Raw genomic sequence first — 24,482 nt, forward strand, 5'->3', positions numbered from 1 at the left:
TGGAGAAAAAAATGAAGCGGAAACACATCGTTGCATTGGCCGCGATCGCCACGATCACCTCGGTCTTGCTGGCGGCCTGCGGCGGCAATCCGTCCGCACAGCCGCCAGCGCATGCCGCCAAACAGGGCGGCGCGTCTGGCCCGGGTGTCGCGGCCACGGGCAACCGCTGGATGAACGTGAAGTACGGCGGCGGCGGCTATGTCCCGGGCCTGATCTTCCATCCAACCAGTCCGAACGTTCTCTATGCCCGAACGGACGTCGGCGGTTCCTATCGCTGGAACGCTGCGACGTCGGCCTGGGTCTCGATCACGGATGGCTTCGGCATCACGGAGAATTTCTATAGCGGCACCGAAAGCATCGCCCTGGACCCGAACGACGACAAGCGGGTGTACATGAGCACCGGCTTGTATGACTGGGACGGCCGCAATGGCCGCCTGTACATTTCCACCGACCGCGGCGACAACTGGACGCACGTCGAGCTGCCGTTCCGTGTCGGCGCCAACGACCCGGGCCGCGCCATCGGGGAACGCATGATGGTCGATCCGAACCAATCTTCGGTCCTGTATTACGGCTCGCGCGTCGCGGGCCTGTGGAAGAGCACGAACTACGGCCAGAACTGGAGCCAGGTGACGTCCCTGTCCTCGTTCCAGTTCCCCGGTGACCAGATTCCCAACTTGCCTGGACGCACCTCGGGCGGCATCGAGGGCGTGCTGTTCGACACCGCGAGCACGAACACGGGCACCGCCACGCAAACCATCTACACCGCCGTGGCGCCGGATTATGCCAATGCGGCCGGCCTGAGTAATAGCCTGTACAAATCGACCGACGGCGGCGCGACCTGGACCGGCATAGCGACCCCGGTGACCGGCTACCACATCCCGCACATGGTGCGTGCCAAGGACGGCATGATCTACGTGGCGTTCACCAGGGACATCGGGCCCGGCGCCGGCGGTCCGTGCCGGTTGTACAAGTTCGACGGCGCCAACTGGACGCTGCTCAAGAAGTACGATACGGAACAATGGGTGAACTTCGGCATGGGCGGCTTGTCCGTTTCGGGTTCCGGTCCGACCACCCGCATCGCGCTCGGTATTTCGAACTCCTGGGGCAACTGGCCGGGCCAGCCGATCGTCCAGTTGTCCACCGACGCCGGCCAGACGTGGCGCGAGATCGCGTCGACGACGCCGCACACCCCCGACACGCAATTCTCCGGCTGGGTAGACGACGTCGAGATCGACCCGAACGATCCGGACCATATCATGCACGTGACCGGCGGCGACGTGTGGGAAACGCGCAACGCGTCGGCCGCGACCCCGGTCTGGAACCAGGTTATTAACGGCGTGGAGGAAACCGCCACACTGGCCCTGATGACGCCGCCCAAGGGCGCCTCGTACACCTTGCTGAACGGCTCGGGCGACATCGGCATGCAAGTGCAAACCGAGCTTCTCAAGAAAGCCACGCGCCGGCCAGTCGATGTGTTCGCCAACGGCATCGGCGTCGACATGGCCTGGTCCAATCCAGGCTACATCGCGGCGATCGGCATCCCCGGCTATATTCAATCGGGGGCCCACGGCGTGTACTCCACCGACTCCGGCGTGACCTGGACGCGATTCGCAAGCGAACATCCTGACGCGGCCACCCACGAGGGCGACCAGGCCAGCGTCGCCGTGACCAGACCGGGCAACATCGTCTGGGCGCCGTCCGGCGCGGTGCCTGCCTACTCGACCGATAGCGGTGCGACCTGGACCTACACGAACTTGCCGGCCCTGCCTGCTGTGGGCATCAATCGCGCGTACCGTATCGTCGCCGACCGCAAGAACCCGAACAAGGTATATGCCTTCAACTCGGGCGGCGCATGGTGGAACCAGTGGTCGGATACCGCGCACTTCTGGTACTCGACGGACGGCGGCCGCACGTTCACCGAAAGCGCGGCCTTCCCGCAACTCGCGGCCGTCGCCAACTTCACCGATTCGTCCATCGCCGTCAACGCGAACGCGGAAGGCGACATCTGGGTGGCCGACGGTCGGAACATCCTGCATTCGACGGACTCCGGCGTGACCTGGACCAGGCTGAACGTGACGGCGCCGATCTGGGGCAACAACCCGACGTGGATGTATCCGGAAGTGCATGGCGCGACCTCCATCGCGCTGGGCAAGGCGCCCGCCGGTGCGGCGTACTCGTCCTCCATCTACATCGTCGGTGTGATCAATAACGTGTGGGGCGTGTACCGCTCGGATGATGGCGCCGCGACCTGGCGCCGGATCAACGACGACAAGCACCAATACGCCGGCCTCGGCAACCTGGCGGCCGACCAGGCCGTGCCGGGACGCGTGTTTGCCAGCGCCTCTGGCCGCGGCGTCGTGTTCAGCTATTGATGGCCACGCCGGCGCCTTCGCGGGCGCCGGCTGCATCGATCAACATTATTCCCGGAGAATCTCATGAAATGTAAAACCATCCTCGCCGCCATCGCCCTTGGCGTGGCGGCAAGCAGCGCCGGCGCAACCGTCCTGAACTTCGACAGCCTGACTGAAATGATGTATGGCGATGGCTTTCCGCTGTCGGGTGGCATGGCCTATGACGGCACCAATCTGACCTATGTGGAATCGGGCTTCCGGCTGACCCTGAACGCGCCCGGCGCGGCGCCCGGATCGGCCAACATCGGCACCGGGACGTTCGAACCGGGGACCTACAACTGGCACGACGGACTCGACAACGGCTGGGGCACCTTCGTAACGCTGACCCGCGTGGGTGGCGGCAAGTTCAACCTGAACAGCTTCGACTACTACATGGACTGGAGCGACGTATCGGCCGATGGCATGTCGCTTGGCGCAATCCAAAATGCGGGCCTGTGGGACACGGCGCTGAACGGCATTACGGAATTGCGCCTGAGCTCGGGCGCCTTCAACCAGATCGACAACATCGACGTGGAAGCGGCGCCGAACGCCGTACCGTTGCCGGGCACGCTGGCGCTGATGCTGGGCGGCCTGGCCGCCGGCGGCCTGGCGCGCCGCCGCCGCCCTCCGGTCACCGCCAGCGCTGCCGCTGTTGCCGTGCTTGCCATCGCCCATCTGCCGTTCGGCTCTCCCGCCGCCGCGGCGGAATGCGGCGCCGACGCATTGGGCACGGCCCGCACGCTCACACTCAAGCGCGAGTACGGCGCCTGGGGCGCCAATCAGCATGCCGCGCTGCCGCTGCGCAAGGGAGAAGTTGTCCTGACCTTCGACGATGGTCCGCGCCCGGAAACCACGCCGCGCGTGCTCAAGGTGCTTGCCGACCAATGCGTCAAGGCCACGTTCTTCATGGTCGGCAAAAACATGGCCGAATTCCCGGACCTGGCGCGCAGCGTTGTCCGCGCTGGCCATTCGGCCGCAATGCACAGCTATACCCACCCCTATCTTGGGGAATTGACGCCCGCCGATCAACTGGCCGACCTGAAGAAAACCCAGGACGTCTACCAGGCGACCCTGGGCGCGGCAGCGCCGGCCTATCGCTTTCCGATGCTGGCGGAAACGCCGACCTTGATGGCGGCGCTGCAAGCGCAGAATATCGGGGTCTTTTCGATTGACGTCGGCATCGGCGATTGGGAAGCGAATGTGACGACCGGCGTCCTTGCGGCCCGCCTGGCCGAAAGCCTGAAAGCGGCCGGTGGCGGCATCGTACTGATGCACGATGCCTACGGGCCGCTGGCGGACGCCTTGCCGGTGCTGTTGAAGTTGCTCAAGGATGGCGGGTACCAGGTCGTGCACCTGGAATGGGCAGGGGCTCAAGATCATGACTAAACCACCTCGCCGCCACCTCCGTGCCGGCCCCATGGCTGCGGCCTTGGCGATTTTCCTGTCGCTGCCGCTGCCGCCCGCATGGGCGCAGAAATTCGCCGGCCTCGCCGACACACCGCCGATGGGCTGGAACAGCTGGAACAAATTCGGCTGCGACATCAGCGAAAAACTGATACGCGACACCGCCGACGCCATGGTCAAGAGCGGCCTGCGCGACGCCGGCTACACCTATATCAACCTCGACGACTGCTGGCACGGCGAGCGCGACGCCAACGGCTTCATCCAGCCCGATCCGGCGCGTTTCCCCTCCGGCATCAAGGCGCTCGCCGACTACATTCATTCGAAGGGGCTGAAGATCGGCATCTATTCCGATGCCGGTGCGCTGACCTGCGGCAAGCGGCCGGGCAGCCAGGGGCACGAATACCAGGATGCGCAGCAATATGCGCGCTGGGGCATCGATTACCTGAAATATGACTGGTGCCACACCGGCGAAGGCCAGGCGCAGCGCAATCCGCGCGAAGCCTACGCGACGATGCGCGACGCGATCCGCGCCGCGGGGCGGCCGATGATCCTGTCGATCTGCGAATGGGGCGACAACAAGCCCTGGGAATGGGCCGGCGACATCGGCCACCTGTGGCGCACCACCGGCGACATCACGCATTGCTGGGAATGCGAAGAGGGGCACGGCTCATGGTCCTCGCTCGGCGTGCTGAACATCCTCGACAAGCAGGCAGGTCTGCGCAAGTATGCCAAGCCGGGCCAGTGGAACGATCCGGACATGCTCGAAGTCGGCCTGCTGCCGACGCTTGGCGAGAACCGCGCGCACTTCAGCATGTGGGCGATGCTGGCCGCGCCGCTGATCTTCGGCGCCGACGTCCCGAGCATGCCGGCCGAGGTCAGGAATATTCTTGCCAACCGCGACGTCATTGCGGTGGACCAGGACCCGCTTGGCATCCAGGGTTTCGCGTTCATCAAGACGCGCGGCGTCGAATACTGGGCTAAGCCACTGGCGAACGGCGACTGGGCGATCGCGATACTGAACCGCACCGACGAGCCGAAGAAGATTGCGCACGACTGGCGCAAGCACGCCATCGGCGACGATGTCAGCGGGCGTAACGCCGACTTTTCCAGCACGGTGTACGACGTGCGCGACCTGTGGGCTGGCCGGGAGGCGGGAACCACCGCGACGCCGTTGAACGTGACCGTTCCAGGGCGCGACATCGTGATGATGAGGTTGTCCCCGAAACAGTGACCGTCATCGCGCAATCATGCTGAGAGCTTCGCGGTGACGCTCAAGTCTGGCTAGGCGGCAGGGCAGCCGGTGTTCTGCGCAATGTGCTCGGCCACCTGCTGCAGCAGCGCTTGCAGTTGTTCCACGATGGCCATGGCGTCCGCCTGTCCGCTATCCGCCTCGCGCGGCGCAAGCCGCTCCAGCTGCTCGCACAAATCGCCCATGCGGAACGCGCCGACGGTGCGCGCTGCACCCTTGATGCGGTGGCCCAGCTGGCGCGCGGCTTCCGCGTCGCCGCGCGCCAGCGCTGCCTCCATGTCGCGCACGCCCTCCTGCGAACTGTGCAGGAACGCAAGGGCGAATTTGCGCACCTTCCCCTCATCGTAGCCCAGCAGCATGGCCAGCACCGACAGGTCTATCACATCGGGATTGCCGCCATACGCGGCCGTGGCGGCCGTGGCGGCCGGCGCCGGCGGGGGCGGCTGTGGCTCTTCCTGCGGCACGCACCGGGGCAGCCACTTGGCGATGGTTTGATACAGCAGCGCCGGCTGCACCGGCTTCGAGATGAAGTCGTTCATGCCGGCATCGATGCAGCGCACCCTGGCTTCGGTGGTGGCAGTGGCCGTCATGGCCAGCACCGGTATGTGGCTGAGTTGCGGCGCGGCGCGGATGCGGCGCGTCGTTTCCAGGCCATCCATGACCGGCATCTGCATGTCCATCAATACGCAGTCGAAACTGGCGCTGTGCAGCAGCTCCAGCGCGGCGGCGCCATTGTTGGCAATGCACACGGCGGCGCCTACTTCTTCCAGCATCTCCTGCGCTATTTGCTGATTGAACACGTTGTCTTCGACCAGTAGAATGCGGGCCGTCCGCAGCGCCGCCATCATGGTCGACGTGCGGGCGTTGGCCAGCAGCTCGCCGGCGGCGTCGCTGATCTGGCCGATCAGCGTGGACATGGGGCGGGGCGATATGCCAAGCCTGGCCGTGAACCAGAACGTGCTGCCGACGCCGGGCTGGCTGTCGACGCCGACGTCGCCGCCCATCAGCTGGGTCAGTTCCTTGCAGATCGCCAGGCCCAGGCCGGTGCCGCCATATTCGCGCGTGGTCGAGGTGTCGGCTTGCTGGAACGAGACGAATAACTTGGCCATCTCCGCTTCGGACAGGCCGATGCCCTGGTCGCTCACTTCGAAGCGCACCAGGCACTCGGCGCCGCTGCCGGCCACCATGCGGGCGCGGAACGCGATCCGGCCTTGCTCGCTGAACTTGATGGCGTTGTTGGCGTAGTTGATGAGGACCTGTTTCAGCCGCAGCGGATCGCCCACCAGCACCGTCGGCAGGGCGGGGTCCAGGTCGAACACCAGTTCCAGGCCGCGCGAGGCCGCCTTCGGCGCCACCACCGCCGTCAGCGTCTGCACCACCTGGTCGAGCGAAAAGTCGACATGCTGCAGTTCCATCTTGCCGGCCTCGATCTTCGAAATGTCGAGAATGTCGTCGATGATGCCTAGCACGTGCTCGCCGGCGAAGCGGATCTTTTCCAGATAGTCGCGCTGGCGCGGGTCCAGCTCGGTCTTCAACGCCAGGTAGGCCATGCCGATGACGCAGTTCAGCGGCGTGCGGATTTCGTGGCTCATATTGGACAGGAACTGGCCTTTGGCCATGCTCGCCGCCTCGGCCAGTTGCTTGGCCTGCAGCAGTTCCTGGTTCTTGGCCTCAAGCTGCTGTTCGTAGTGCCGCTCCGATGTCACATCGTGATAAATGGTGACGAAGCCGCTCACGGTGCCGTCCGCGCCGTAAATGGGGCGGCCAACGATGTTCAGCACCACGCCATCCACGCTGATGCGCGTGAAATTGTGAGGCTGGAACGTCAGGCACAGCGCCTCCCGGACTGCCACCAGGTCCTTGATCTCGCCTGGCCCATAGTCCCCGCGCGCGGCAAGGGCACGGAATACGTCGCCCATGGTGACGCCGGGACGCATCACTCCGGCCGGCAAGCGCTGCAACTGGCAAAAAGCGGGATTCCAGAACCGGATGGTCAAGTCGCTATCGACAATGGTCACCCCGACCGGCATGTATTCCAGCGCAGCGGCCAGCCGGGGGAAATTCAATCGGATGAATTCTTCGCTTTGAATGGATTCCATAGTCGTTCATCCCGCAATGCGCAACAAGCACGTGTCTCTGGGCCACGCTCGCCGGCTGGCACATCAAGCAGAACTCTAACTGATCTGACGCTTGCTGTCAGGAGGCGCGGCCGTTCCTATCATCCAGCCATACGGCGCCAGTGTCGCATCCTGCCCATGCCAGCCCGACGCATGGAGCGGCTGTGTGCGCGCCAGTGCCGCGTCGAACGCCAGCGTCGACGGCGACAGATTCGCCAGCACCACGATGTGCCCGTCCTCGCCGCGGCGGGTGAAACCGACGGCGCCAGGCGGCAAGCCGTCCAGAAACGTCATGGCCCCGGTGCGCAGGGCGGCGTGGCGGCGGCGCAGGCCTATCAGGGTTTGGTAGTGCGCAAACAGTTCGCCATCGAATGTTTTCCAGTCGAGCTGGTAGGCGTCGAACAGCACCTGCCAGCCAGTCCAGCTCGGCTCGTCGAATTCCTGCCCCATCAGGATGTGCGGCACGCCGTCCATGGCCAGCAGCACGGCGGCTGCCGGGCGGTGGGCGGCGCGGCCCAGGAAGGCGGAGGCGCGGCCCTGTTCCTTGTCTTCCAGCCAGCGCATGCGCAAGGCGCCGCGCGGGAAGCTGTAGGCCGACTCGTTCCAGTAGCGGGCGAACGCGGCGCCGTCCGCCTCGCCATGGGCGCAGCGGCGCAGCATCTCGCGCGTGCCGCCTTCGTAGGTCAGGTCGCAGGCGGCCAGGTGGTGAAATTCGTCGTAGGATTGGGAGATGAGGGCGATGTCGGGGCGCAGCGCAGCCAGCGCCGTCCGGATCTCTTCCAGGAAATCGCAGGGCGTGATGTCGGAATCGTCAAAGCGCAAGCCATCGAAGCCGAAGCGCTCGATCCAGCCGCGCATGCTGTTGATCAGGTAGGAACGCAGCGCGCGGTCGGCGAAGTCGAAACCGGCGAAGTAGCCGCGGTTGGGGACGGCGTAATAGATGCTGCCGTCGGCACGCCGCGTGTACCACTGCGGATGCGTGCGCGTGAACGGATGGTCCACGCTGCTGCGGTTGAGCGTCCAGTCCAGGACCACGCGCATGCCGCGCGCGTGCGCCGCGTCCACCAGCGCGCGCAGTGATTCGGCATCGCCCAGGGCTGGATCGATGGCGTCGAAATCGCGCACTGCATACGGGTCGCCCGATGCGCCCCGGCGGCCTTCGATGCCGATGGGGTGGATAGGCATGATCCAGAGTACATCGGCACCCAGTTCGCTCAGATAGCTGAGTTTGGCGCGTACGCCGTCAAAGTCGCCACCAAAGGCAGGTACCGACAACTGGTAGATCACGCCGTCGCGCAGCCATTCCGGGCTGGCAAGCGCCGCGCGCGCATGCAGCGGGCCTGGCGCGGCGGCGCCCAGGCCTGCCTGGCGCATCAGCACCGCGCCGGATTCGTCCACCGTCAGGCAGGAGTTGTGCTGGCCGTCTTCCGAGATCCAGGGATTGGCGGGATCGGCGATCCAGTCCGTGCCGTTGATGACGAGTTTGTACAGGTGCCGCCCGGCCGGTATCGGCAGCGTGGCTTGCCAGCGCGTGGGGGACATGCGTTCCAGCATGCAGGCTTCGCCCGACCAGCTGTTGAAGGTGCCCGCCAGCGCAACGCTGGCGGTGTCCGGCGCGGCATCGAAAACGAAGCGTATGCCGCCGGGCGCGGCTTGCGGCAGGAGGGCGGCGGCGGGGCGAAATTGCAAATCCATGGCGATCTATCCGATGTAGTTTGACTACTATTGAGTAGTAAACTACTTGAGAGTGCCGGATATTGCAATATTAGCTAGGTAATTTGGCTACAAGACGGTTTGCTTCGTCTTAGCGGACGTCCAGCAGTTCCACTTCGAAGATCAGGGTGGCATTGGGCGGAATCGGTCCCGCGCCGCCGTCGCCGTAGCCCATGGCGGCCGGCACGATCAGTGTGCGCTTGCCGCCCACCTTCATGCCTTGCACGCCTTCGTCCCAGCCTTTGATGACCTGGCCGGCGCCCAGGCGGAAGTCGAACGGGGCGCGTCCGACCGAGGAATCGAACTTCTCGCCATGCTGCTGGGGAGCGTCCGGCGCGTACAGCCAGCCGGTGTAGTTGACCACGGCGGTGCTGCCGGCCACCGCTTCCTTGCCGGTGCCGGTGACGCTATCGATCTTCTGGAAGGGCACGGCAGGCACGGCGGCCGCCGGCGGCGCTTTGGCGCGCTCGCATGCGGCCAGCGTCAACGTCAGGGACAGCGCGAGGACGCTGGAGGAGAGCAGTTGTTTCATGGTGAGCTTTCTTGGTGATGGGTGCGATGGAAAATCGCAGCAGCATACACCAGGATCGACCAGGATCGCTCAGCGCCGCCGCTGCGGTTCGTTGATTTTCTCGAGCAGGGCGGCGATCATGCGCTCCGTCTCCGGCGCCATGTTCATGTACTTGCAGCCCACATGGAGCTGTTCGCCGAGCAGGAAGGAGCGGTAGGAGCGCGTCAGCCGCACTTCCAGGTCGGTGACGATCACCGTGTCCGGCCCCAGTTCCAGCCGCACGTCCACCAGCTTGCGGCCCTTGATCAGGCCCTTCGCGTCCCGCTTCGCGCAACGCAGGCCGACGCCGCCCAGCGAGAAATCGTACAGCGGCAACTCGTAGGGCGCGCCGTTGACAACGAACGACGCCGTGAAATTGGCGCCCAGCGGCGTCTCCACGCGCTCCGTCGCGCGCCGGTTCAGCACTTCGCAGGTTTCCGGGAAGGTCATCGGTATCAGCGTTGGCGTGCCGGGCAGGGAACGCCACGCCGGATCGCTCAGGCGGAATTGCAGCTTGGCGTTGCGCAGCCAGGCGACAAACGTGACGCTGCCCGGCGGCAGGCTTTGCCTGTCGTTCAGCTCCATCACGAAATGCGGCAACTCGGGATCGACCGACAGTATCCGTCCCAGCACCGCCTGGCGGCTGCCGGCCGGGTACATCGAGATCGGGTCGCCGGTCTCCGCCAGCAGCGTCAGCGCGTCGCCGATCTCGTCGATGTCCGCCATGGCATGCGTCGGCACTGTGGGCGAGATCGGGTCGATCGCGTCTTGCAGCCTTGGCGGTCCTTTGCGGAAGCGGACCAGGGGTTCATTTAGTTGCATATCTTTTATGGATGAAGTTTAGTTCAATATAGATATTCTGCGAACCTAGTCTACAAGTTAATCCCCGTTTGGCCTTGCTAAATGGCAATAATTGCAAATTTAGTTGAGAAAACTGTGGCAAAAAACGTCGCGCCGGGCCGTTGTCGTGGACATGGAAGGCATCAGTATTACGCTCTTATGTCTTATAGAAGAGTTGTTGGGGTACAATAGTGGACATAACAGGCGAGCGCACGCCGCGACCGCTGTCATCAACCCTGACTGAAAGAGATATCATGTTAGCTGCCTACCGCGACCACGTCGCTGAACGTGCTTCCCTCGGCATTCCCGCGCTGCCGCTGTCCGCTGCCCAGACCTCGGAACTGGTCGAGCTGCTGAAAAACCCGCCCGCCGGCGAAGAAGCCTTCCTGGTTGACCTGATCAGCTACCGCGTGCCGGCCGGCGTGGACGACGCCGCCAAGGTCAAGTGCGCCTTCCTGGCAGCCGTTGCCAAGGGCACCGAAACCAGCCCGCTGATTTCGCGCGAACTGGCCACCCGCCTGCTGGGCACCATGCTGGGCGGCTTCAACATCAAGCCGCTGATCGACCTGCTGGATGACGCCGTGGTTGGCGCCGTCGCTGCCGAAGGCCTGAAGAAAACCCTGCTGATGTTCGACTACTTCCACGACGTGAAGGAACTGGCGGACAAGGGCAGCGAGCGCGCCAAAGACGTGATCCAGTCGTGGGCCAACGCCGAGTGGTTCACCTCGCGTCCGGAAGTGCCGCAAAGCCTGACCCTGACCGTGTTCAAGGTCTCCGGCGAAACCAACACCGACGACCTGTCGCCGGCGCCGGACGCCACCACCCGTCCCGACATCCCGCTGCACGCGCTGGCCATGCTGAAAAACGCCCGCCCAGGCATCAACCCGGACGAGCCGGGCCAGATCGGCCCGATCAAGCAGATCGAAGCGCTGAAAGCCAAGGGCCACCTGGTTGCCTACGTGGGCGACGTGGTCGGCACCGGCTCTTCCCGCAAATCGGCCACCAACTCGGTACTGTGGTTCACCGGCGAAGACATTCCATTCATCCCGAACAAGCGTTTCGGCGGCGTGTGCCTGGGCGCCAAGATCGCCCCGATCTTCTACAACACCATGGAAGACGCCGGCGCGCTGCCGATCGAGCTGGACGTGTCGCAAATGGAAATGGGCGACGTGATCGAACTGCGCCCGTTCGAAGGCAAGGCCCTGAAGAACGGCGAAGTGATCGCCGAGTTCAAGGTGAAATCCGACGTGCTGTTCGACGAAGTGCGCGCCGGCGGCCGCATTCCGCTGATCATCGGCCGCGGCCTGACCTCCAAGGCGCGTGAAGCGCTGGGCCTGGCCCCGTCGACCCTGTTCCGCCTGCCGCAGAACCCGGCCGACACCGGCCGTGGCTACACCCTGGCGCAGAAGATGGTCGGCCGCGCCTGCGGCATGCCGGAAGGCCAGGGCATCCGCCCAGGCACCTACTGCGAACCGAAGATGACCACCGTCGGCTCCCAGGACACCACCGGCCCGATGACCCGCGACGAGCTGAAAGACCTGGCTTGCCTGGGCTTCTCGGCCGACCTGGTGATGCAGTCCTTCTGCCACACCGCCGCCTACCCGAAAGTGGTGGACGTCAAGACCCACCGCGAACTGCCTGCCTTCATTGAGAACCGTGGCGGCGTGGCCCTGCGTCCGGGCGACGGCGTGATCCACTCCTGGCTGAACCGCCTGCTGCTGCCGGACACCGTGGGCACCGGCGGCGACTCGCACACCCGCTTCCCGATCGGCATCTCGTTCCCTGCGGGTTCGGGCCTGGTGGCCTTCGCCGCCGCCACCGGCGTGATGCCGCTGGACATGCCTGAATCGGTGCTGGTGCGCTTCAAGGGCGAAATGCAGCCCGGCGTGACCCTGCGCGACCTGGTCAACGCGATTCCCCTGTACGCCATCCAGCAGGGCCTGCTGACCGTGGACAAGAAGGGCAAGAAGAACATCTTCTCCGGCCGCATCCTGGAAATCGAAGGCCTGCCGAAGCTGAAGGTCGAGCAAGCGTTCGAGCTGTCCGACGCCTCGGCCGAGCGCTCCGCCGCCGGCTGCACCGTGCATCTGGATAAAGAGCCGATCATCGAGTACATGAACTCGAACATCACCCTGATGAAGTGGATGATCGCCACCGGCTACCTGGACAAGCGCACCCTGGAGCGCCGCATCCAGGCCATGGAAGCATGGCTGGCCAAGCCCGAGCTGCTGTCGCCGGACGCGGACGCGGAATACGCCGCCGTCATCGAAATCGACCTGGCCGACATCCACGAGCCTATCGTGGCATGCCCGAACGACCCGGACGACGTGAAGACCCTGGCAGACGTTGCCGGCGCCAAGATCGACGACGTGTTCGTCGGCTCCTGCATGACCAACATCGGCCACTTCCGCGCCGCCTCCAAAGTACTGGAAGGCAAGTCCGACATCCCGGTACGCCTGTGGATCGCGCCGCCGACCAAGATGGACGCGCAAGTGCTGACCTCGGAAGGCCACTACGGCACGCTGGGCCGCACCGGCGCGCGCATGGAAATGCCAGGCTGCTCGCTGTGCATGGGCAACCAGGCGCAGATCCGCAAGGGCGCCACCGTGATGTCGACCTCGACCCGCAACTTCCCGAACCGTCTGGGCATCGACACCAACGTCTACCTCGGCTCTGCCGAGCTGGCAGCGGTGTGCTCGGCCCTGGGCCGCATCCCGACCAAGGCGGAATACATGTCGCAAATCGGCGTCATCGCGGACAACGCGGACCAGATCTACCGCTACATGAACTTCGACCAGATCGCGGAATTCCGCGACGTGGCGGATACCGTGAAAGCCTGAGTCTCCCCTGACTGAGTGAAAAATCGCCGCTAGCCGGCGATTTTTCATTTGTGCGGCAGCTTGTGGTGATGCGTGGCCAGATGCATAATGACATCACGATTGATTCGGGAGGCTGTCATGCGAACCACGGTTACGATCGACGACGACCTGTACAACAAGGCTCTGGAGGTTGCGGACCCGTCCATGGACAAGGGCGACCTGTTCCGCGAAGCCATCAAGACTTTCGTGCGCGTGCGTGCGGCAAAGCGTTTGGCGGCGTTGGGCGGCGCGGCACCGGCGATGGCTGAGATACCTCGTCACCGGCCCGAACCAGCTCAATGAGTGGCGTACTGATCGATACCTCAGTATGGGTCGGCCACTTTCGCAACCGCAACGACGCGCTTGTCATGCTGCTCGAGCAGGACTTGGTGCTCACGCATCCCATGGTCATCGGAGAGATCGCGTGCGGCACGCCACCGTTGCCCAGGGCACAGACTCTGGACGATCTTGGTTTGCTGCCCATGAGCCAGCAGGCCCGGGGTGCATGAGACTGTCGTGTTCATTGAGCGCGAAGCGCTATACGGGATGGGATGCGGGCTGGTCGATCTGGTCTTGCTGGCCTCCACGCTGATGACGCCGGGGGCCAAGCTGTGGACGCTGGATAAGCGCCTCGCCACGCTGGCTGAACGTTTTGGTGTGGCGCATCGCCTGCCGTAGTGAAGTGACGGCTGCGCCGGCACATAGGCTAGGTCGTTTCAAACAATCATTTTTGTGAGCCGGATTGCGGCGCCTTTGAAGGGATAATTCCCTATCTATCCAAGCGCGCACAATATGGCCAACTACCGCTCACGCCTGCTGCTTTCCCTCTCCGCCGCCGTTTCCGTCGCCGCAACCCCGCTTGCCGCCATCGCCGCGCCCCCCGACGGCGCCCGGCTGTTCGCTTCCAACTGCGCCATGTGCCACAGCGCGACGCCGAACCTGCAGCCGCTTGCCGGACCGGGCTTGTTCAACGTGCTGGGGCGGCGCATCGCCGACGCGCCCGGTTATGCCTATTCCAAGGCCCTGGCTGCAGCAGGCAGTAGCGGCCGCGCGTGGAGCGAAAGCGAACTGGACCGGTACATTCTCGATCCGGCTGCCCACACGCCTGGCACCACGATGCCCATGAGCGTGCCGGACCAAGCCGATCGCGCGGCGCTGATCGGCTACCTCAAGACGCTCACCGGCACGGCGGCGCCGCCGGCCAGGGCCGTGGCGGCATCAGTTCCGCCAGCGTCGCCGGCATCTGCACCAGTATCGGCAGCGAATGGCAGCGGCCACTGGAGCGCGGACCAGCCGGGACGCATCCACCAGGTGCGCGCCGACCAGCTCGCGGCGCCGTTCGCCACGCCCAGCGCGGGCAACAACCCGCAGACGGTGGAACGCCCGAAAGACACGCTCCCCGCCGTGCCGCCCGGCTTCAAGGTCAACCTGTGGGCCACCGATCCCGACAAGGGCCGCCTGCTCGTCAAGGCCCCCAACGGCGACCTGTTCATGTCCTCCATGCCGAAGCGCCTGATGAAGGTATTCCGCTCCTCCACGGGCGAGCAGGCCGACACGGTCAGCGTGTTCGCCTCCGGCCTGAACCGTCCGTTCGGCTTCGCTTTCTGGCCGGTGGGGCCGAATCCGCAGTACCTGTACGTCGCCTACGTCAATTCCATCGTGCGCTTCCCATACAAGAACGGCGACCTGATGGCTAGCGCCGCGCCGGAAGTGGTGGTGCCGTCGCTGGTGGCGGCGCCCGGATCGCACACCACCCGCACGCTGGCCTTCTCGGCCGACAGCAAGACCATGTATGTGTCGATCGGGTCGGCCTCGAACATCGGCGAGCGGATAGACCGGCGCCCGCCCGAACCGCTGGCCGAGTGGGAAGCCAGGCACGGGCTGGGCGGCGCCTGGGGAGACGAGACCGACCGTGGCGTGGTCCTGGCCTTCGACCCGGACGGCGGCAACCGCCGCACCCACGCCACCGGCTTGCGCAACTGCGTGGGCATGTATCGGCACCCGGCCACCGGCGACCTGTTTTGCAGCGTCAATGAGCGCGACCTGCTGGGCGACAACCTGCCGCCCGATTACCTGACCCGCGTGCCGCGCGGCGCCTTCTTCGGCTGGCCGTGGTACTACATCGGCGCCAACGAAGAGCCGCGCCTGCAAGGCATCCGCCCGGACCTGAAGGACAAAGTCAGCAAGCCGGACTTGCTGGTGACGGCGCATTCCGCGCCGCTGGGCATGGTGGCGTACGAGGCCGGCGCCGGCGCGCGCAGCCGCTTCCCGGCCGACTACAACGGCGACATGTTCCTGGCGCTGCACGGCTCCTGGAACCGCGCCACGCGCACCGGCTCGAAAGTCGTGCGCGTGTTCATGAAGAACGGCGTGCCGACCGGTTCCTACCAGGACTTCGCCACCGGCTTCGTGGTCAGCGACCGGGAGGTGTGGGGCCGGCCGTCCTCCGTGGCGGTGCAGGACGACGGCTCGCTGCTGATCGTCGACGATGTCACCGGCGAAATCTGGCGCGTGGCGCCGGCCAGCGCAATACCGGCGCAGTGATGGCCTCCATGTCCCGCACCAGGCTTCGCCATGCGGTTCGTCTCGCCGTTGCCTTGCACTCACTGCTAGTGCCGGGCGCTGCGGACGCCGCCAACGTCCACGCCTCCAGGGAACCAGCTTACTCGCTCACATTGAACGGCGACTGGTCGTTCAAATACATCGCGGGGCAGGACGCCGGCGCCGATGCGGAGTTCACGTCCGCGAGCTTCGATGCGTCGCGCTGGAACACCATCCCGGTGCCCGCCAACTGGGAAATCAAGGGCTTTGCCGAACCAATCTATGCGGATGAGCTGAAGGAAGGCCTGGGCCTGTACCGGCGAACATTCCGCGTGCCCGCGAGCTGGCAAGGCCGCCGCACATTCCTGCGCTTCGAAGGCGTCGCGTTTGGCTACGAACTGTGGATCAACGGCAGGAAGGCTGGCGCATCGAACGCCAGCGCCTTCAACCGCCACACCTTCGACGTCACCGAATTCCTGCTGCCGGGCGATGCCGCCAATACGCTGGCGGTACGCGTGACCACCAGGCCGCCGGGATACGAATTCGACCTGAACGACGACTGGTCCCTGTCCGGCATCTACCGGGACGTGACGCTGTTCTCCGTGCCCGCCGCGCATATCGCGGACCTGGCGACCAGCACCAAACTGCTGCCGAACGGCGCCGCCGAGTTCTCGGTGGATGTGGAGCTGAGCAAAGGTGAGGGCGAGGTGCGCGCCACGTTGATCGCGCCCGATGGCACAACCGCCGCGAATGCGCGCCTGCTGGCGCCGGCCGGCAAAGGTGGCGCGCGCCGCCACGCGGTGCTGCGCATCGCCAAACCCGAACTGTGGACGGCGGAGACGCCCGCGCTTTACCGCTTGCAGCTTTCGCTGTCGGACCAGGGGAAGACCGTGCACGCGGTGGATGAGCGGGTTGGGCTGCGCGAGGTCCGCATCGACGGCAAGGTGCTGCTGCTGAACGGGCGCCCGGTCAAGCTGCGCGGCGTAAACCACCACGACCTCGACCCGCTGCACGGCCGCGCCATCACCGAAGCACAGATGCGGGCCGACCTGGAACTGATGAAAAAGGCCAACGTCAACTTCGTCCGCACCTCGCACTATCCGCCCAACGTCCGCCTGCTGGAGCTGGCCGACGAAATGGGCTTTTATGTCATGGATGAAGTCTCCATCGGGCACGGCGAGAAAAACCTGGTGAAGCCCGAGTACCGGGACAACATCCTGGCGCGGGTGGAACCGACCATCGCGCGCGACAAGAACCGGCCTTCGGTGCTGATCTGGAGCATCGGCAATGAGAACCCGGTGACGGAGGTGGAGCTGGAAGCAGGGCGGCTGGCGAAGCAGCTCGATCCGTCCCGGCCCGTCACCTACCCGAAGATCGGCAGCTACTTCGCTGCGAACTACCAGAAAATTCCGGATTGGGTGGATATCCACGCGCCGCATTACCCAAGCAACGCGCGCCTGGTGGACTACGCGGCCACGCTCAAGCGGCCGACCATCGTCACCGAGTACGCGCACGCGCTGGGCCTGGCGACAGACCGCTTGCAGGAGCAATGGGAAACCATCCAGAACAGCCCGGTGCTCGCCGGCGGCGCCGTATGGCACTTCATGGACCAGGGCATCCTGAGCACCAGCGCCACGGCGGTGGATCCGTCCAAACCGACGCAATACGCGTGGCTCGACCGGACGCGCTACTACAACACGCATGGACTGGACGGCAGCGACGGCGTGGTGTACGCGGACCGCACGCCGCAAACGGACTACTGGCAGATGCGCAAAGTGTATGCGCCGGTGCGGTTCCTTGAGCAGAGCGCGCCGGTGAAGGCCGGGCGGCAGCAGGTAGCCATCACCGTGGAAAGCCGCTACGACTTCAGGCCGCTGCGCGGCATCGGCCTGCACTGGTCGCTGCAGCGCAACGGCAAGGAGATCGGCCGGGGCCGGGCGGGCGTGACGGCTGCGGCGCGCGGCAAAGAAGTTGTGCGGATCCCGCTGGACATCCCGGCCGGGGCGCAGGGCGACGTGCTGGCGCTGCAGCTGCGGGCGGTCGATGAAAGCGGCATGCAGATCAATGAGCGCACCGTGCGGCTCAATCTGCAAGGTAGTCTCCGCGCCGGCTGGCCCGCCGGATTGCCGCCGCAGGGCGAACCCGTCATCAGCGAGAGCGCGCACGGCATACAGGTCACCTTGCCCCAATGGGTGCTGACGGCGCAGCGTTCCTCGGGCGCGCTGACGATACGCGACCACGCAGGCAAGGTGCTGGTGGACGGCATTTACCCGCATTCCGGGCGCAAGCCGCTGATGGCGGAGGCCTTGCGCGCCAGGCAGTCGGGCCTCTGGCTGAAGACCACCCTCACGCGGCTGGAGAATCCGGTGGTCACGGCGCAAAAGCGAGACGGCAAGGTGCTGCTGGCCGTGTCGGGCGAGTATCCGCTGCCACCGGATGGCAAGGACGCACCCGCTGTGGCGCGCTCGCAGTCGCAGCCGTTCGACGATTTGATGCCGGGCGCACCGGGCGCCGCACCGCCTCCGGCAAGCGGCGGTGCTGGGGGCGCTGCAGTGCGAGATAGCCTGCGCGGCGGCTACCAGCTCGACATTGCCGCCAATGGCGCCATCACGGTCTCGTACGCATTTTCGCCCGTCGCTGCTTCAGGCCTGCTGTCGGAAGCCGGCCTGTCCGTGGTGGCGCCTGCGGGCGTGGACGAGTTCCGCTGGATCGGGCAGGGGCCGTACGCCGGCTATCCCGGCAAGGACATGCTCAATGAATTCGGGCTGTACCACCTGAACCGCGCGGACCTGCGCTTCCAGGGCAACAGGCGCGGCACCGAGCTGGCGCTGCTGAGCGAAAGCCGGGGCGCCGGTTTTGCGGTGGCCATGCAGCCCGGCGACGTCGCCGTGGAGCGCGACGGCGAGCGCACTCTGTTGAGCCACAACGCCTTCGTTGGCGGCTTGGGCAACAAGGGCACCACGCCGGAAGTGACTTACCTGGCGGAGAATAGCCCGCAGATCGCCGGCTCCTTTACGCTGGTGCCGCTGGTCCCGCTGGGGACGGGCTGGCCGCAGGCGCTGGTGCGCTGGTTCGGCGAGCCTGCGCCGGCCAGGGGCGTCTTCAAGCCGTTCTTCCACAGCTACGATCAATAGCCTTGCCAGGCAGGGCTTGCTGCGTCAGGACGCGGGGCTGGAAACGCGGATGCGGTCGCCGTCCGTTTGCACGTTCAGGCCGAAGCCCACGTGCAGCAGGCGCGCAAAGGCTTCCACATTGTGCGCGTCGAATACGCCGCCGATTGCGATGCGCGCGGCAGCGTCGTCCTCGATCACCAGCTGCCTGCGGCCGTAGCGGTTGAACTGGCGCGCCGCGTCGGCCAAGCTCACCTGGTCGAACACCAGCTTGCCCTGCAGCCAGCTCAAGCTGGCGCTCAACTGCTGGCTGGACTTCCGGGTCACCAGCACATTGGCGACATCGGCCACGGCGGCATCGTCGCGCGCCAGCACGGTGGCACTGCTGCGCGCGGTCTTCACCTGCACGCGGCCTTCCAGCACCGCCACGCGCAGCCGGTCGCCTTCGCGGAACAGTGAAAATTTGGTGCCCAGCACCGTCACGGTCTGCTTCCCGGCGTGGACCACGAAAGGCCGCTTCGCATCATGGGCGATGTCGAAAAAGGCCTCGCCCTGATCCAGCCATACCTCGCGCGTCTGCGGCGTCACGGCCGTGCGCAGCTGGGTGGCCGTGTTCAGCGTCAGGTGCGAGCCGTCGGCCAATGCCACCGATTCGCGCTGGCCGCGTGCGGTGGCGTAGCGCTGCGTATCGGATTTCCCGAAACCGCCAATCCCGCCAAGATCGGCCACCAGCACCAGGGCAAGTACGGCCAGGCTGAGGCCTGCGGCCGCGCGGTACACCGGCGGCCGCGCCATCCAGGCAAGGCGCGTGCGTTGCGGCGGTTCGGCCGCAAGGGCGATGGTGGGCGATTGTAGCGCGCGCAGGCGGTCGGCGCGGCGCCAGGCGCGGTCCAGGCGCAGGTAGGCCACGCGGTGGGCGGTCGATGCGTTCAGCCACGCGTCCAGCGCCTGCTGGCGCTCGGATGGCAAGCCGGCGTCGTTGCTGTCACGCTCGGCAATCCAGTCGGCCGCGCAGGCCTCGATGTGGTTCAGTTCCTCGGATTTCATTGTATGGTTCCTTCTTTGCGCGCCGCCGCCGCCGCAGCAGCAGCAGCGGCGCCGCCACCCAGCGCGGCCGCCTGCAGCGCCACCGCCAAGGCGCGCACGCCCTTGGACACCTGGCGTTCCACCGTGTCCTCGGTGATGCCCATGCGCGAGGCGACCTCGCGCTGCGACAGGCCTTCGATCTTGCGCAGTTCCACCACTTCGCGGCATCGGGCGGGCAGCAGGTTCAGTGCCAGCTGCAGCAGCCGCAGCTCGCTGCGCGCGGCCAGGTGGCGTTCGGGGCTCAGTTCATCGATGGTCGGCGCCAGCGTATCCATGTCGGCGAAGGTCTCGATCGAAACGATTTGCGCGCGGCGCGCCCGGTCGATCAGCAGGTTGCGTGCCGTCGACAAGACGAACGCCTGGGCCGACTCGGGCCGGCGCTGCGCGCAGCCGTCGTAGACGCGCGCATACACTTCCTGCCGCAAATCGGCGATCTCGCCAGCATCGCGCCAGTTGCGGCGCAAATAGCGTTCGAGCACCCCTTCCAGCGGCAGGACCTGTTCGACAAACCAGGCGCTTAATTCATCATCTTTCAATCCGACTCCTCGCATTTTAGCGGTACAGCCATCGTCCTATATCTTAAGACGAGGCGGTGAAAAAAATCCGGTATCCCACAACGAAATATATTTTTGAATTAAATTCATACCGGATTGCGGCGCGGGCTTCGTCTTTGTTTGGTGGAGACACCCTAAAAAGAAAGAAAACAATGAAACCGAAAACAACGATGAACCTCCTGGTTCGCCTGGCAGTGGCTGGCGCAGTGGCACTGTGCGCCGGCGTGCAGGCCCAGGAGCGCAATTTCGATATCGCCGGCGGTGAGCTGAAGGCCGCGCTGGATGCTTACGCGGCGCAGTCGGGCACGCAGCTGATCTACAAGATAGAGGACGTCAAGGGCCGCAGCACCAAGGGCATCAAGCGCGCGCTGTCGGCCGACGAGGCCTTGCGGCAGCTGCTCGAGGGCACCACGCTGTCGGTGCGGCGCGACGTTTCGGGCGCGCTGGTGATCTTTGTCGATGCGCCGCCGCCCAAACCGGCGAAACGCGCCGAGACCGAAGCGCCAGCCATCGACACCGTCGTCGTCAGCGCCACCCGGCGCCGCGAGCCGGCGCGCGAGGTGCCGATGCAGGTGAGCCGGCTGTCGACCGAAAAGCTGAGCCGCTCCGGCGCCAAGTCCCTGCAGGACTACCTGGACAACGAGGCCGGCGTGGACGTCAAAAGCACCGGCGGCCCCGGCATCGGCACCTTGACGATCCGGGGCGTCAGCACCGGCACCCAGACCATTTCCACCGTCGGCGTGTACATCGACGAGGTGGCCTTCGGTTCCAGCACCGCCTCGGCGAACGGCGCCCAGATGGCGCTCGACATGGCGCTGCTGGACCTTAGCCACATCGAGCTGCTGCGCGGTCCGCAGGGTACGCTCTATGGCGCCAGCGCGATGGGCGGCCTGCTCAAGTACGTGACCAACGAGCCGGACACCTTCGAGTTTTCCGGCAAGGTGGCGCTGAGCGCGTCGGGCACCCGGGACGGCGGCGCCGGGCATACGGCCAGCGCGGTCGTCAATGTGCCGCTGAAGGAGGATGTCGCCGGCTTTCGCATCTCCGCCTTCAGCGACCGCGCGGGCGGCAGCGTCGACAGCGCCGGTCCGGTCAGCCGCGAGAACAGCGACCGTGGCAAGACCAGCGGCGCCCGCGTCTCCGTGCTGCTCACGCCCACCAACCAGTTCAAGCTGCGGCTGACCGGCACCACCCAGGAAATCCGCCGCGACGGCACCGACTTCGTCGACTACAGCGCCGCCACCGGCAGGCCCGTCCAAGGCGAGAACATCCGGCGCTTGTACGCAGCCGAGCCCTATGGCGTCAGGATCGGCCTGTTGGCGGCGGACCTCGAGTACGACTTCGGCTGGGCGCGTCTCAACTCGATTACGTCGCGCCAGCGCGTGCGGTCGAGCGCCGTGATCGACCTCACCACCGGCTACGTGCCGCTGCTGGCAGGGTTTGGCATGAACCTGGACAGTACGACAGGAACAGTCAGGGTAGCGCTGGACAAGACCACCCAGGAACTGCGCCTGACGTCCAGGGCCGACAAACAGCTCGAATGGCTGGCCGGCTTTTACTACAACCACGAAAAAAGCAGCAATCGGCAACTGGTTGACAGCAAACTGCCCGGCGGCGCGCCCGGTCCGGATTTGTTGACGACGGCGATACCGGCCCAGTACCGGGAGGCGGCGCTGTACGGCGACCTGACCTGGAAGTTTGCCAACAGCCTGTCCGTGACGGGCGGCCTCAGGGTGGCGCGCAACAAGCAGGAGTACGTGCAGAATTCGGACGGCATGCTGGCCGGGGGGCGGCAAAGCATCGATGCCCATTCAGGCGACACCAGCCGCACCTGGCTGCTGACGGCGCGCTATGGCTTGACGCCGGCCAGCTCGGTGTATGTCCGCGCGGCCACCGGCTACCGTCCCGGCGGTCCGAACGCGGTGCTGAACGATCAGAATACCGGCGAGCAGACCGGACCTGCCGCGTTCCGGCCCGATACGCTGACCAGCTATGAGCTGGGCTACAAGGCGGATTTGCTGGGCAAGCGCCTGTCGGTCCAGGCGGCCGCTTTCAATCTGAACTGGAAAGATCTCCAGCAATACCGGCCGGTCAACGGCGTATCGGTGATCGTCAATGCCGGTGCGGCGCGCGTGCGCGGCGCCGAGCTGATGCTCGGCTACCGGCCCGACGCGCACTGGACGTTTTCCGGCAACGCAGCCTACCTCGATGCCGCGCTGACCGAGGATGCGCCCGGCCTGGGCGCCGTGGCCGGTGCGCGCCTGCCCGCCAGCGCGCGCTTCTCCGCCAGCCTGGGCGCCAGCTATGCGTTCGACCTGGCCGGCTTTGCCAGCTATGCCGGGGTGGCGCAGCGCTACGTCGGCGCGCGCAACGCTGGCTTCGCCGGCAGCGACGCGCTGCCGCTGTACCGCTTGCCGGCCTACGCGCTGACCGATCTGCAGGCGGGGATCGACTTCAAACGATACAGCCTCGCGCTGTTCGTGCGCAACGTGCTCGACAAGCGCGCGCAGCTGGCGGCAGACAGCACGGTGCAGGCGCTGGGCGGACCGGTCTGGATTTCGCTGGCGCGGGCGCGCACGCTGGGCGCCACCCTGACGGTGCCTTTCTAAGCCGCCCGGGCGGTTAGCCGAACTTGCGACGGCGTTGCCGCCGTCGGATCCACTTATCCATTTTTTATCTAAGGGCTACGCTCATGGACAATCACGTCTTGCATTTCGCTGCGCCGCCGCAGCCCATCGTTTCCAGGGCGAGCGGTTTGCTGGCCGGCTACGGCCTGCTGGTGCTGGTCATCGCCACCATTTTCAGCGCGCTGGACAAGCAGATCCTCGCGCTGCTGGCCGAGCCGATGCGGCAAAGCCTGGGCCTGTCCGACACCAAACTGGGCTTGCTGCAGGGTGTCGGCATTACCCTGTTCGCCGGCGTGGCGGCCGTGCCGCTGGGCTGGATGGCGGACCGCTACGGCCGCCGCACCCTGCTGGCCGCCTGCGTGCTGGTATGGACGGCCGCCACGGCGGCGTGCGGCCTGGCGCAGGACTTTACGGCCCTGTTCATCGCCGCCATCGGCCTGGGAATAGGCGAGGCCGGGCTGGCGCCCATCGTCTACGGGCTGATCCCGGAGATCGTGCCTGAGCGCCGCCGCGTGCTGGCCAACGGCATCTATACGCTGGCCGCCATCCTCGGGTCGGGCCTGGGCATGGCCCTCAGCGGCGCCCTGGTGCAGGCACTGGACAGTGTGCGTCTGCTGCTGCCGCCGGCCTTTCAAACGCTGGAGACGTGGCGCCTGGCCTTCCTGGCCGTGGCGCTGCCAGGCCCGCTGGTGGCGCTGGGAGTGCTGCTGATACGCCTGCATCCGCAGCGCAGCGGCGCCGATGCGCCGCCGGCGCGCGTCAAGCCTGTGCTGTCTGCCTATGTGCGCGCCCATGGCCGGACGATGCTGCGCGTGTTCGGCGGCTCCGGCATGCTGGCGCTGGGCATCGCCGCAGGCGCCAACTGGGCGCCCATCGTGGCGGCGCGCGTGTTCGGCGCCAGCACCGCCGAGGTGGGGCAGGGCATCGGTCTGGCCTATCTGCTGGGCACTGCCGCCGGGGCGGCGCTGGGCGCTACGGGCATACGCATGATGCGCGGACGTGCCGGGCTGGCCACGCCGGTCCGCGTGGTTGCCATCGGTTCGGCAGTGGCTGCGCTGGCGTCGGTGCTGATGCCGGTCGTGCACAGCGCCGGCGGTTTGTACCTGCTGTTCGGCATGCAGGTGGCTGCGCTGATCGCAGGCAGCGTGCTGGTGCCGACCCTGCTGCAGGACATGACCCCGGCCGAGCTGCGCTCCAGGCTGATCGCCATCGGCACTGGCGTGACCGTGGGCCTGTCGGCACTCAGCCCGGTGCTGGTCGGCGCGCTGTCCGATCTGCTGCACGGCAGCGCGCAAGGGCTGCTGATGGCCATGGCCGGCGTCGGCGCGGCCGCTTTCGTGCTGGGCGCCGTGGTGATGTGGACGGCCGAGAAGCCCTTTGTGCACACCGTCGAAAAAATCCACCCCGAGCTCGCGCTGCGCGGGGCCTGACCGCTTTACTGGA

15 protein-coding genes and 1 pseudogene are annotated in these 24,482 nt (G+C 66.1%); 10 read left to right on the plus strand and 6 right to left on the minus strand.

The window, feature by feature from the left end; genetic code table 11:
* Positions 1-11: 11 nt before the first annotated feature.
* From AC56DV_RS10690 to AC56DV_RS10700, 3 genes are all read left to right on the plus strand, one after another.
* Positions 12-2,372: a WD40/YVTN/BNR-like repeat-containing protein gene (locus tag AC56DV_RS10690; protein ID WP_496314251.1), complete on the plus strand. Its 2,361-nt coding sequence runs from the start codon at positions 12-14 to the stop codon at positions 2,370-2,372.
* 63 nt (positions 2,373-2,435) lie between these two features.
* The gene (locus AC56DV_RS10695) at positions 2,436-3,776 is read left to right on the plus strand and encodes a polysaccharide deacetylase family protein (protein WP_496314252.1); all 1,341 of its coding nucleotides are present in this window, start codon (positions 2,436-2,438) and stop codon (positions 3,774-3,776) included.
* Positions 3,769-5,025 (plus strand): glycoside hydrolase family 27 protein, encoded by a 1,257-nt coding sequence (locus AC56DV_RS10700; protein ID WP_496314253.1) that lies wholly within the window; start codon positions 3,769-3,771, stop codon positions 5,023-5,025. Before AC56DV_RS10695 ends, AC56DV_RS10700 begins: the two co-directional genes overlap by 8 nt.
* A 50-nt stretch (positions 5,026-5,075) precedes the next feature.
* Here AC56DV_RS10700 and AC56DV_RS10705 read toward each other — a convergent pair whose 3' ends face one another.
* From AC56DV_RS10705 to AC56DV_RS10720, 4 genes are all read right to left on the minus strand, one after another.
* Positions 5,076-7,142 carry a response regulator gene (locus tag AC56DV_RS10705; protein WP_496314254.1) on the minus strand — a complete coding sequence of 689 codons (2,067 nt, stop codon included), beginning with the start codon at positions 7,140-7,142 and terminating at the stop codon, positions 5,076-5,078.
* 75 nt (positions 7,143-7,217) lie between these two features.
* Complete coding sequence (locus tag AC56DV_RS10710; RefSeq protein WP_496314255.1) at positions 7,218-8,855, minus strand: alpha-amylase family glycosyl hydrolase; 1,638 nt, start codon at positions 8,853-8,855, stop codon at positions 7,218-7,220.
* Between the two features lie 109 nt (positions 8,856-8,964).
* Positions 8,965-9,405 (minus strand): FKBP-type peptidyl-prolyl cis-trans isomerase, encoded by a 441-nt coding sequence (locus AC56DV_RS10715; protein ID WP_496314256.1) that lies wholly within the window; start codon positions 9,403-9,405, stop codon positions 8,965-8,967.
* A gap of 69 nt (positions 9,406-9,474) precedes the next feature.
* On the minus strand, positions 9,475-10,245 hold the full coding sequence (locus AC56DV_RS10720) for a flagellar brake protein (protein ID WP_496314257.1): 771 nt from the start codon (positions 10,243-10,245) through the stop codon (positions 9,475-9,477).
* A 272-nt stretch (positions 10,246-10,517) separates the two neighbouring features.
* Here AC56DV_RS10720 and AC56DV_RS10725 point away from each other — a divergent pair, with 272 nt between their 5' ends.
* From AC56DV_RS10725 to AC56DV_RS10745, 5 genes and pseudogenes are all read left to right on the plus strand, one after another.
* Positions 10,518-13,103, plus strand: coding sequence for a bifunctional aconitate hydratase 2/2-methylisocitrate dehydratase (locus tag AC56DV_RS10725; RefSeq protein WP_496314258.1), 2,586 nt, complete (start codon positions 10,518-10,520; stop codon positions 13,101-13,103).
* 117 nt (positions 13,104-13,220) lie between these two features.
* Positions 13,221-13,424 carry a type II toxin-antitoxin system VapB family antitoxin gene (locus tag AC56DV_RS10730; RefSeq protein WP_496314259.1) on the plus strand — a complete coding sequence of 68 codons (204 nt, stop codon included), beginning with the start codon at positions 13,221-13,223 and terminating at the stop codon, positions 13,422-13,424.
* Positions 13,421-13,799, plus strand: a pseudogene (locus AC56DV_RS10735) (type II toxin-antitoxin system VapC family toxin). Before AC56DV_RS10730 ends, AC56DV_RS10735 begins: the two are co-directional and overlap by 4 nt.
* Before the next feature lie 114 nt (positions 13,800-13,913).
* A complete protein-coding gene (locus AC56DV_RS10740; protein WP_496314260.1) occupies positions 13,914-15,665 on the plus strand; it encodes a PQQ-dependent sugar dehydrogenase in 1,752 nt (583 codons plus the stop codon).
* Between the two features lie 53 nt (positions 15,666-15,718).
* Positions 15,719-18,796 (plus strand): glycoside hydrolase family 2 TIM barrel-domain containing protein, encoded by a 3,078-nt coding sequence (locus AC56DV_RS10745; protein ID WP_496314261.1) that lies wholly within the window; start codon positions 15,719-15,721, stop codon positions 18,794-18,796.
* 24 nt (positions 18,797-18,820) lie between these two features.
* Here AC56DV_RS10745 and AC56DV_RS10750 read toward each other — a convergent pair whose 3' ends face one another.
* Positions 18,821-19,819: a FecR family protein gene (locus AC56DV_RS10750; RefSeq protein WP_496314262.1), complete on the minus strand. Its 999-nt coding sequence runs from the start codon at positions 19,817-19,819 to the stop codon at positions 18,821-18,823.
* Positions 19,816-20,394: an RNA polymerase sigma factor gene (locus AC56DV_RS10755; protein WP_496314263.1), complete on the minus strand. Its 579-nt coding sequence runs from the start codon at positions 20,392-20,394 to the stop codon at positions 19,816-19,818. The genes AC56DV_RS10750 and AC56DV_RS10755 overlap by 4 nt, the downstream gene beginning before the upstream one ends.
* Positions 20,395-20,582: 188 nt before the next feature.
* Here AC56DV_RS10755 and AC56DV_RS10760 point away from each other — a divergent pair, with 188 nt between their 5' ends.
* Both AC56DV_RS10760 and AC56DV_RS10765 read left to right on the plus strand, forming a co-directional pair.
* On the plus strand, positions 20,583-23,021 hold the full coding sequence (locus AC56DV_RS10760; RefSeq protein WP_496314264.1) for a TonB-dependent receptor: 2,439 nt from the start codon (positions 20,583-20,585) through the stop codon (positions 23,019-23,021).
* An 83-nt stretch (positions 23,022-23,104) separates the two neighbouring features.
* A complete protein-coding gene (locus AC56DV_RS10765; protein WP_496314265.1) occupies positions 23,105-24,469 on the plus strand; it encodes an MFS transporter in 1,365 nt (454 codons plus the stop codon).
* Positions 24,470-24,482: the final 13 nt, after the last annotated feature.

The sequence above is a fragment of the Massilia sp. BGA-UO-ETr-WB1 genome (assembly GCF_059567845.1).

Bases quoted from the DNA above. Each gene is read 5' to 3' on its own strand.
- AC56DV_RS10705 (WP_496314254.1), bottom strand. From the start codon at position 7,142: ATGGAATCCATTCAAAGCGAAGAATTCATCCGATTGAATTTCCCCCGG.
- AC56DV_RS10715 (WP_496314256.1), bottom strand. From the start codon at position 9,405: ATGAAACAACTGCTCTCCTCCAGCGTCCTCGCGCTGTCCCTGACGTTG.
- AC56DV_RS10720 (WP_496314257.1), bottom strand. From the start codon at position 10,245: ATGCAACTAAATGAACCCCTGGTCCGCTTCCGCAAAGGACCGCCAAGG.
- AC56DV_RS10765 (WP_496314265.1), top strand. From the start codon at position 23,105: ATGGACAATCACGTCTTGCATTTCGCTGCGCCGCCGCAGCCCATCGTT.
- AC56DV_RS10690 (WP_496314251.1), top strand. From the start codon at position 12: ATGAAGCGGAAACACATCGTTGCATTGGCCGCGATCGCCACGATCACC.
- AC56DV_RS10725 (WP_496314258.1), top strand. From the start codon at position 10,518: ATGTTAGCTGCCTACCGCGACCACGTCGCTGAACGTGCTTCCCTCGGC.
- AC56DV_RS10760 (WP_496314264.1), top strand. From the start codon at position 20,583: ATGAACCTCCTGGTTCGCCTGGCAGTGGCTGGCGCAGTGGCACTGTGC.
- AC56DV_RS10695 (WP_496314252.1), top strand. From the start codon at position 2,436: ATGAAATGTAAAACCATCCTCGCCGCCATCGCCCTTGGCGTGGCGGCA.
- AC56DV_RS10730 (WP_496314259.1), top strand. From the start codon at position 13,221: ATGCGAACCACGGTTACGATCGACGACGACCTGTACAACAAGGCTCTG.
- AC56DV_RS10750 (WP_496314262.1), bottom strand. From the start codon at position 19,819: ATGAAATCCGAGGAACTGAACCACATCGAGGCCTGCGCGGCCGACTGG.
- AC56DV_RS10740 (WP_496314260.1), top strand. From the start codon at position 13,914: ATGGCCAACTACCGCTCACGCCTGCTGCTTTCCCTCTCCGCCGCCGTT.
- AC56DV_RS10700 (WP_496314253.1), top strand. From the start codon at position 3,769: ATGACTAAACCACCTCGCCGCCACCTCCGTGCCGGCCCCATGGCTGCG.
- AC56DV_RS10710 (WP_496314255.1), bottom strand. From the start codon at position 8,855: ATGGATTTGCAATTTCGCCCCGCCGCCGCCCTCCTGCCGCAAGCCGCG.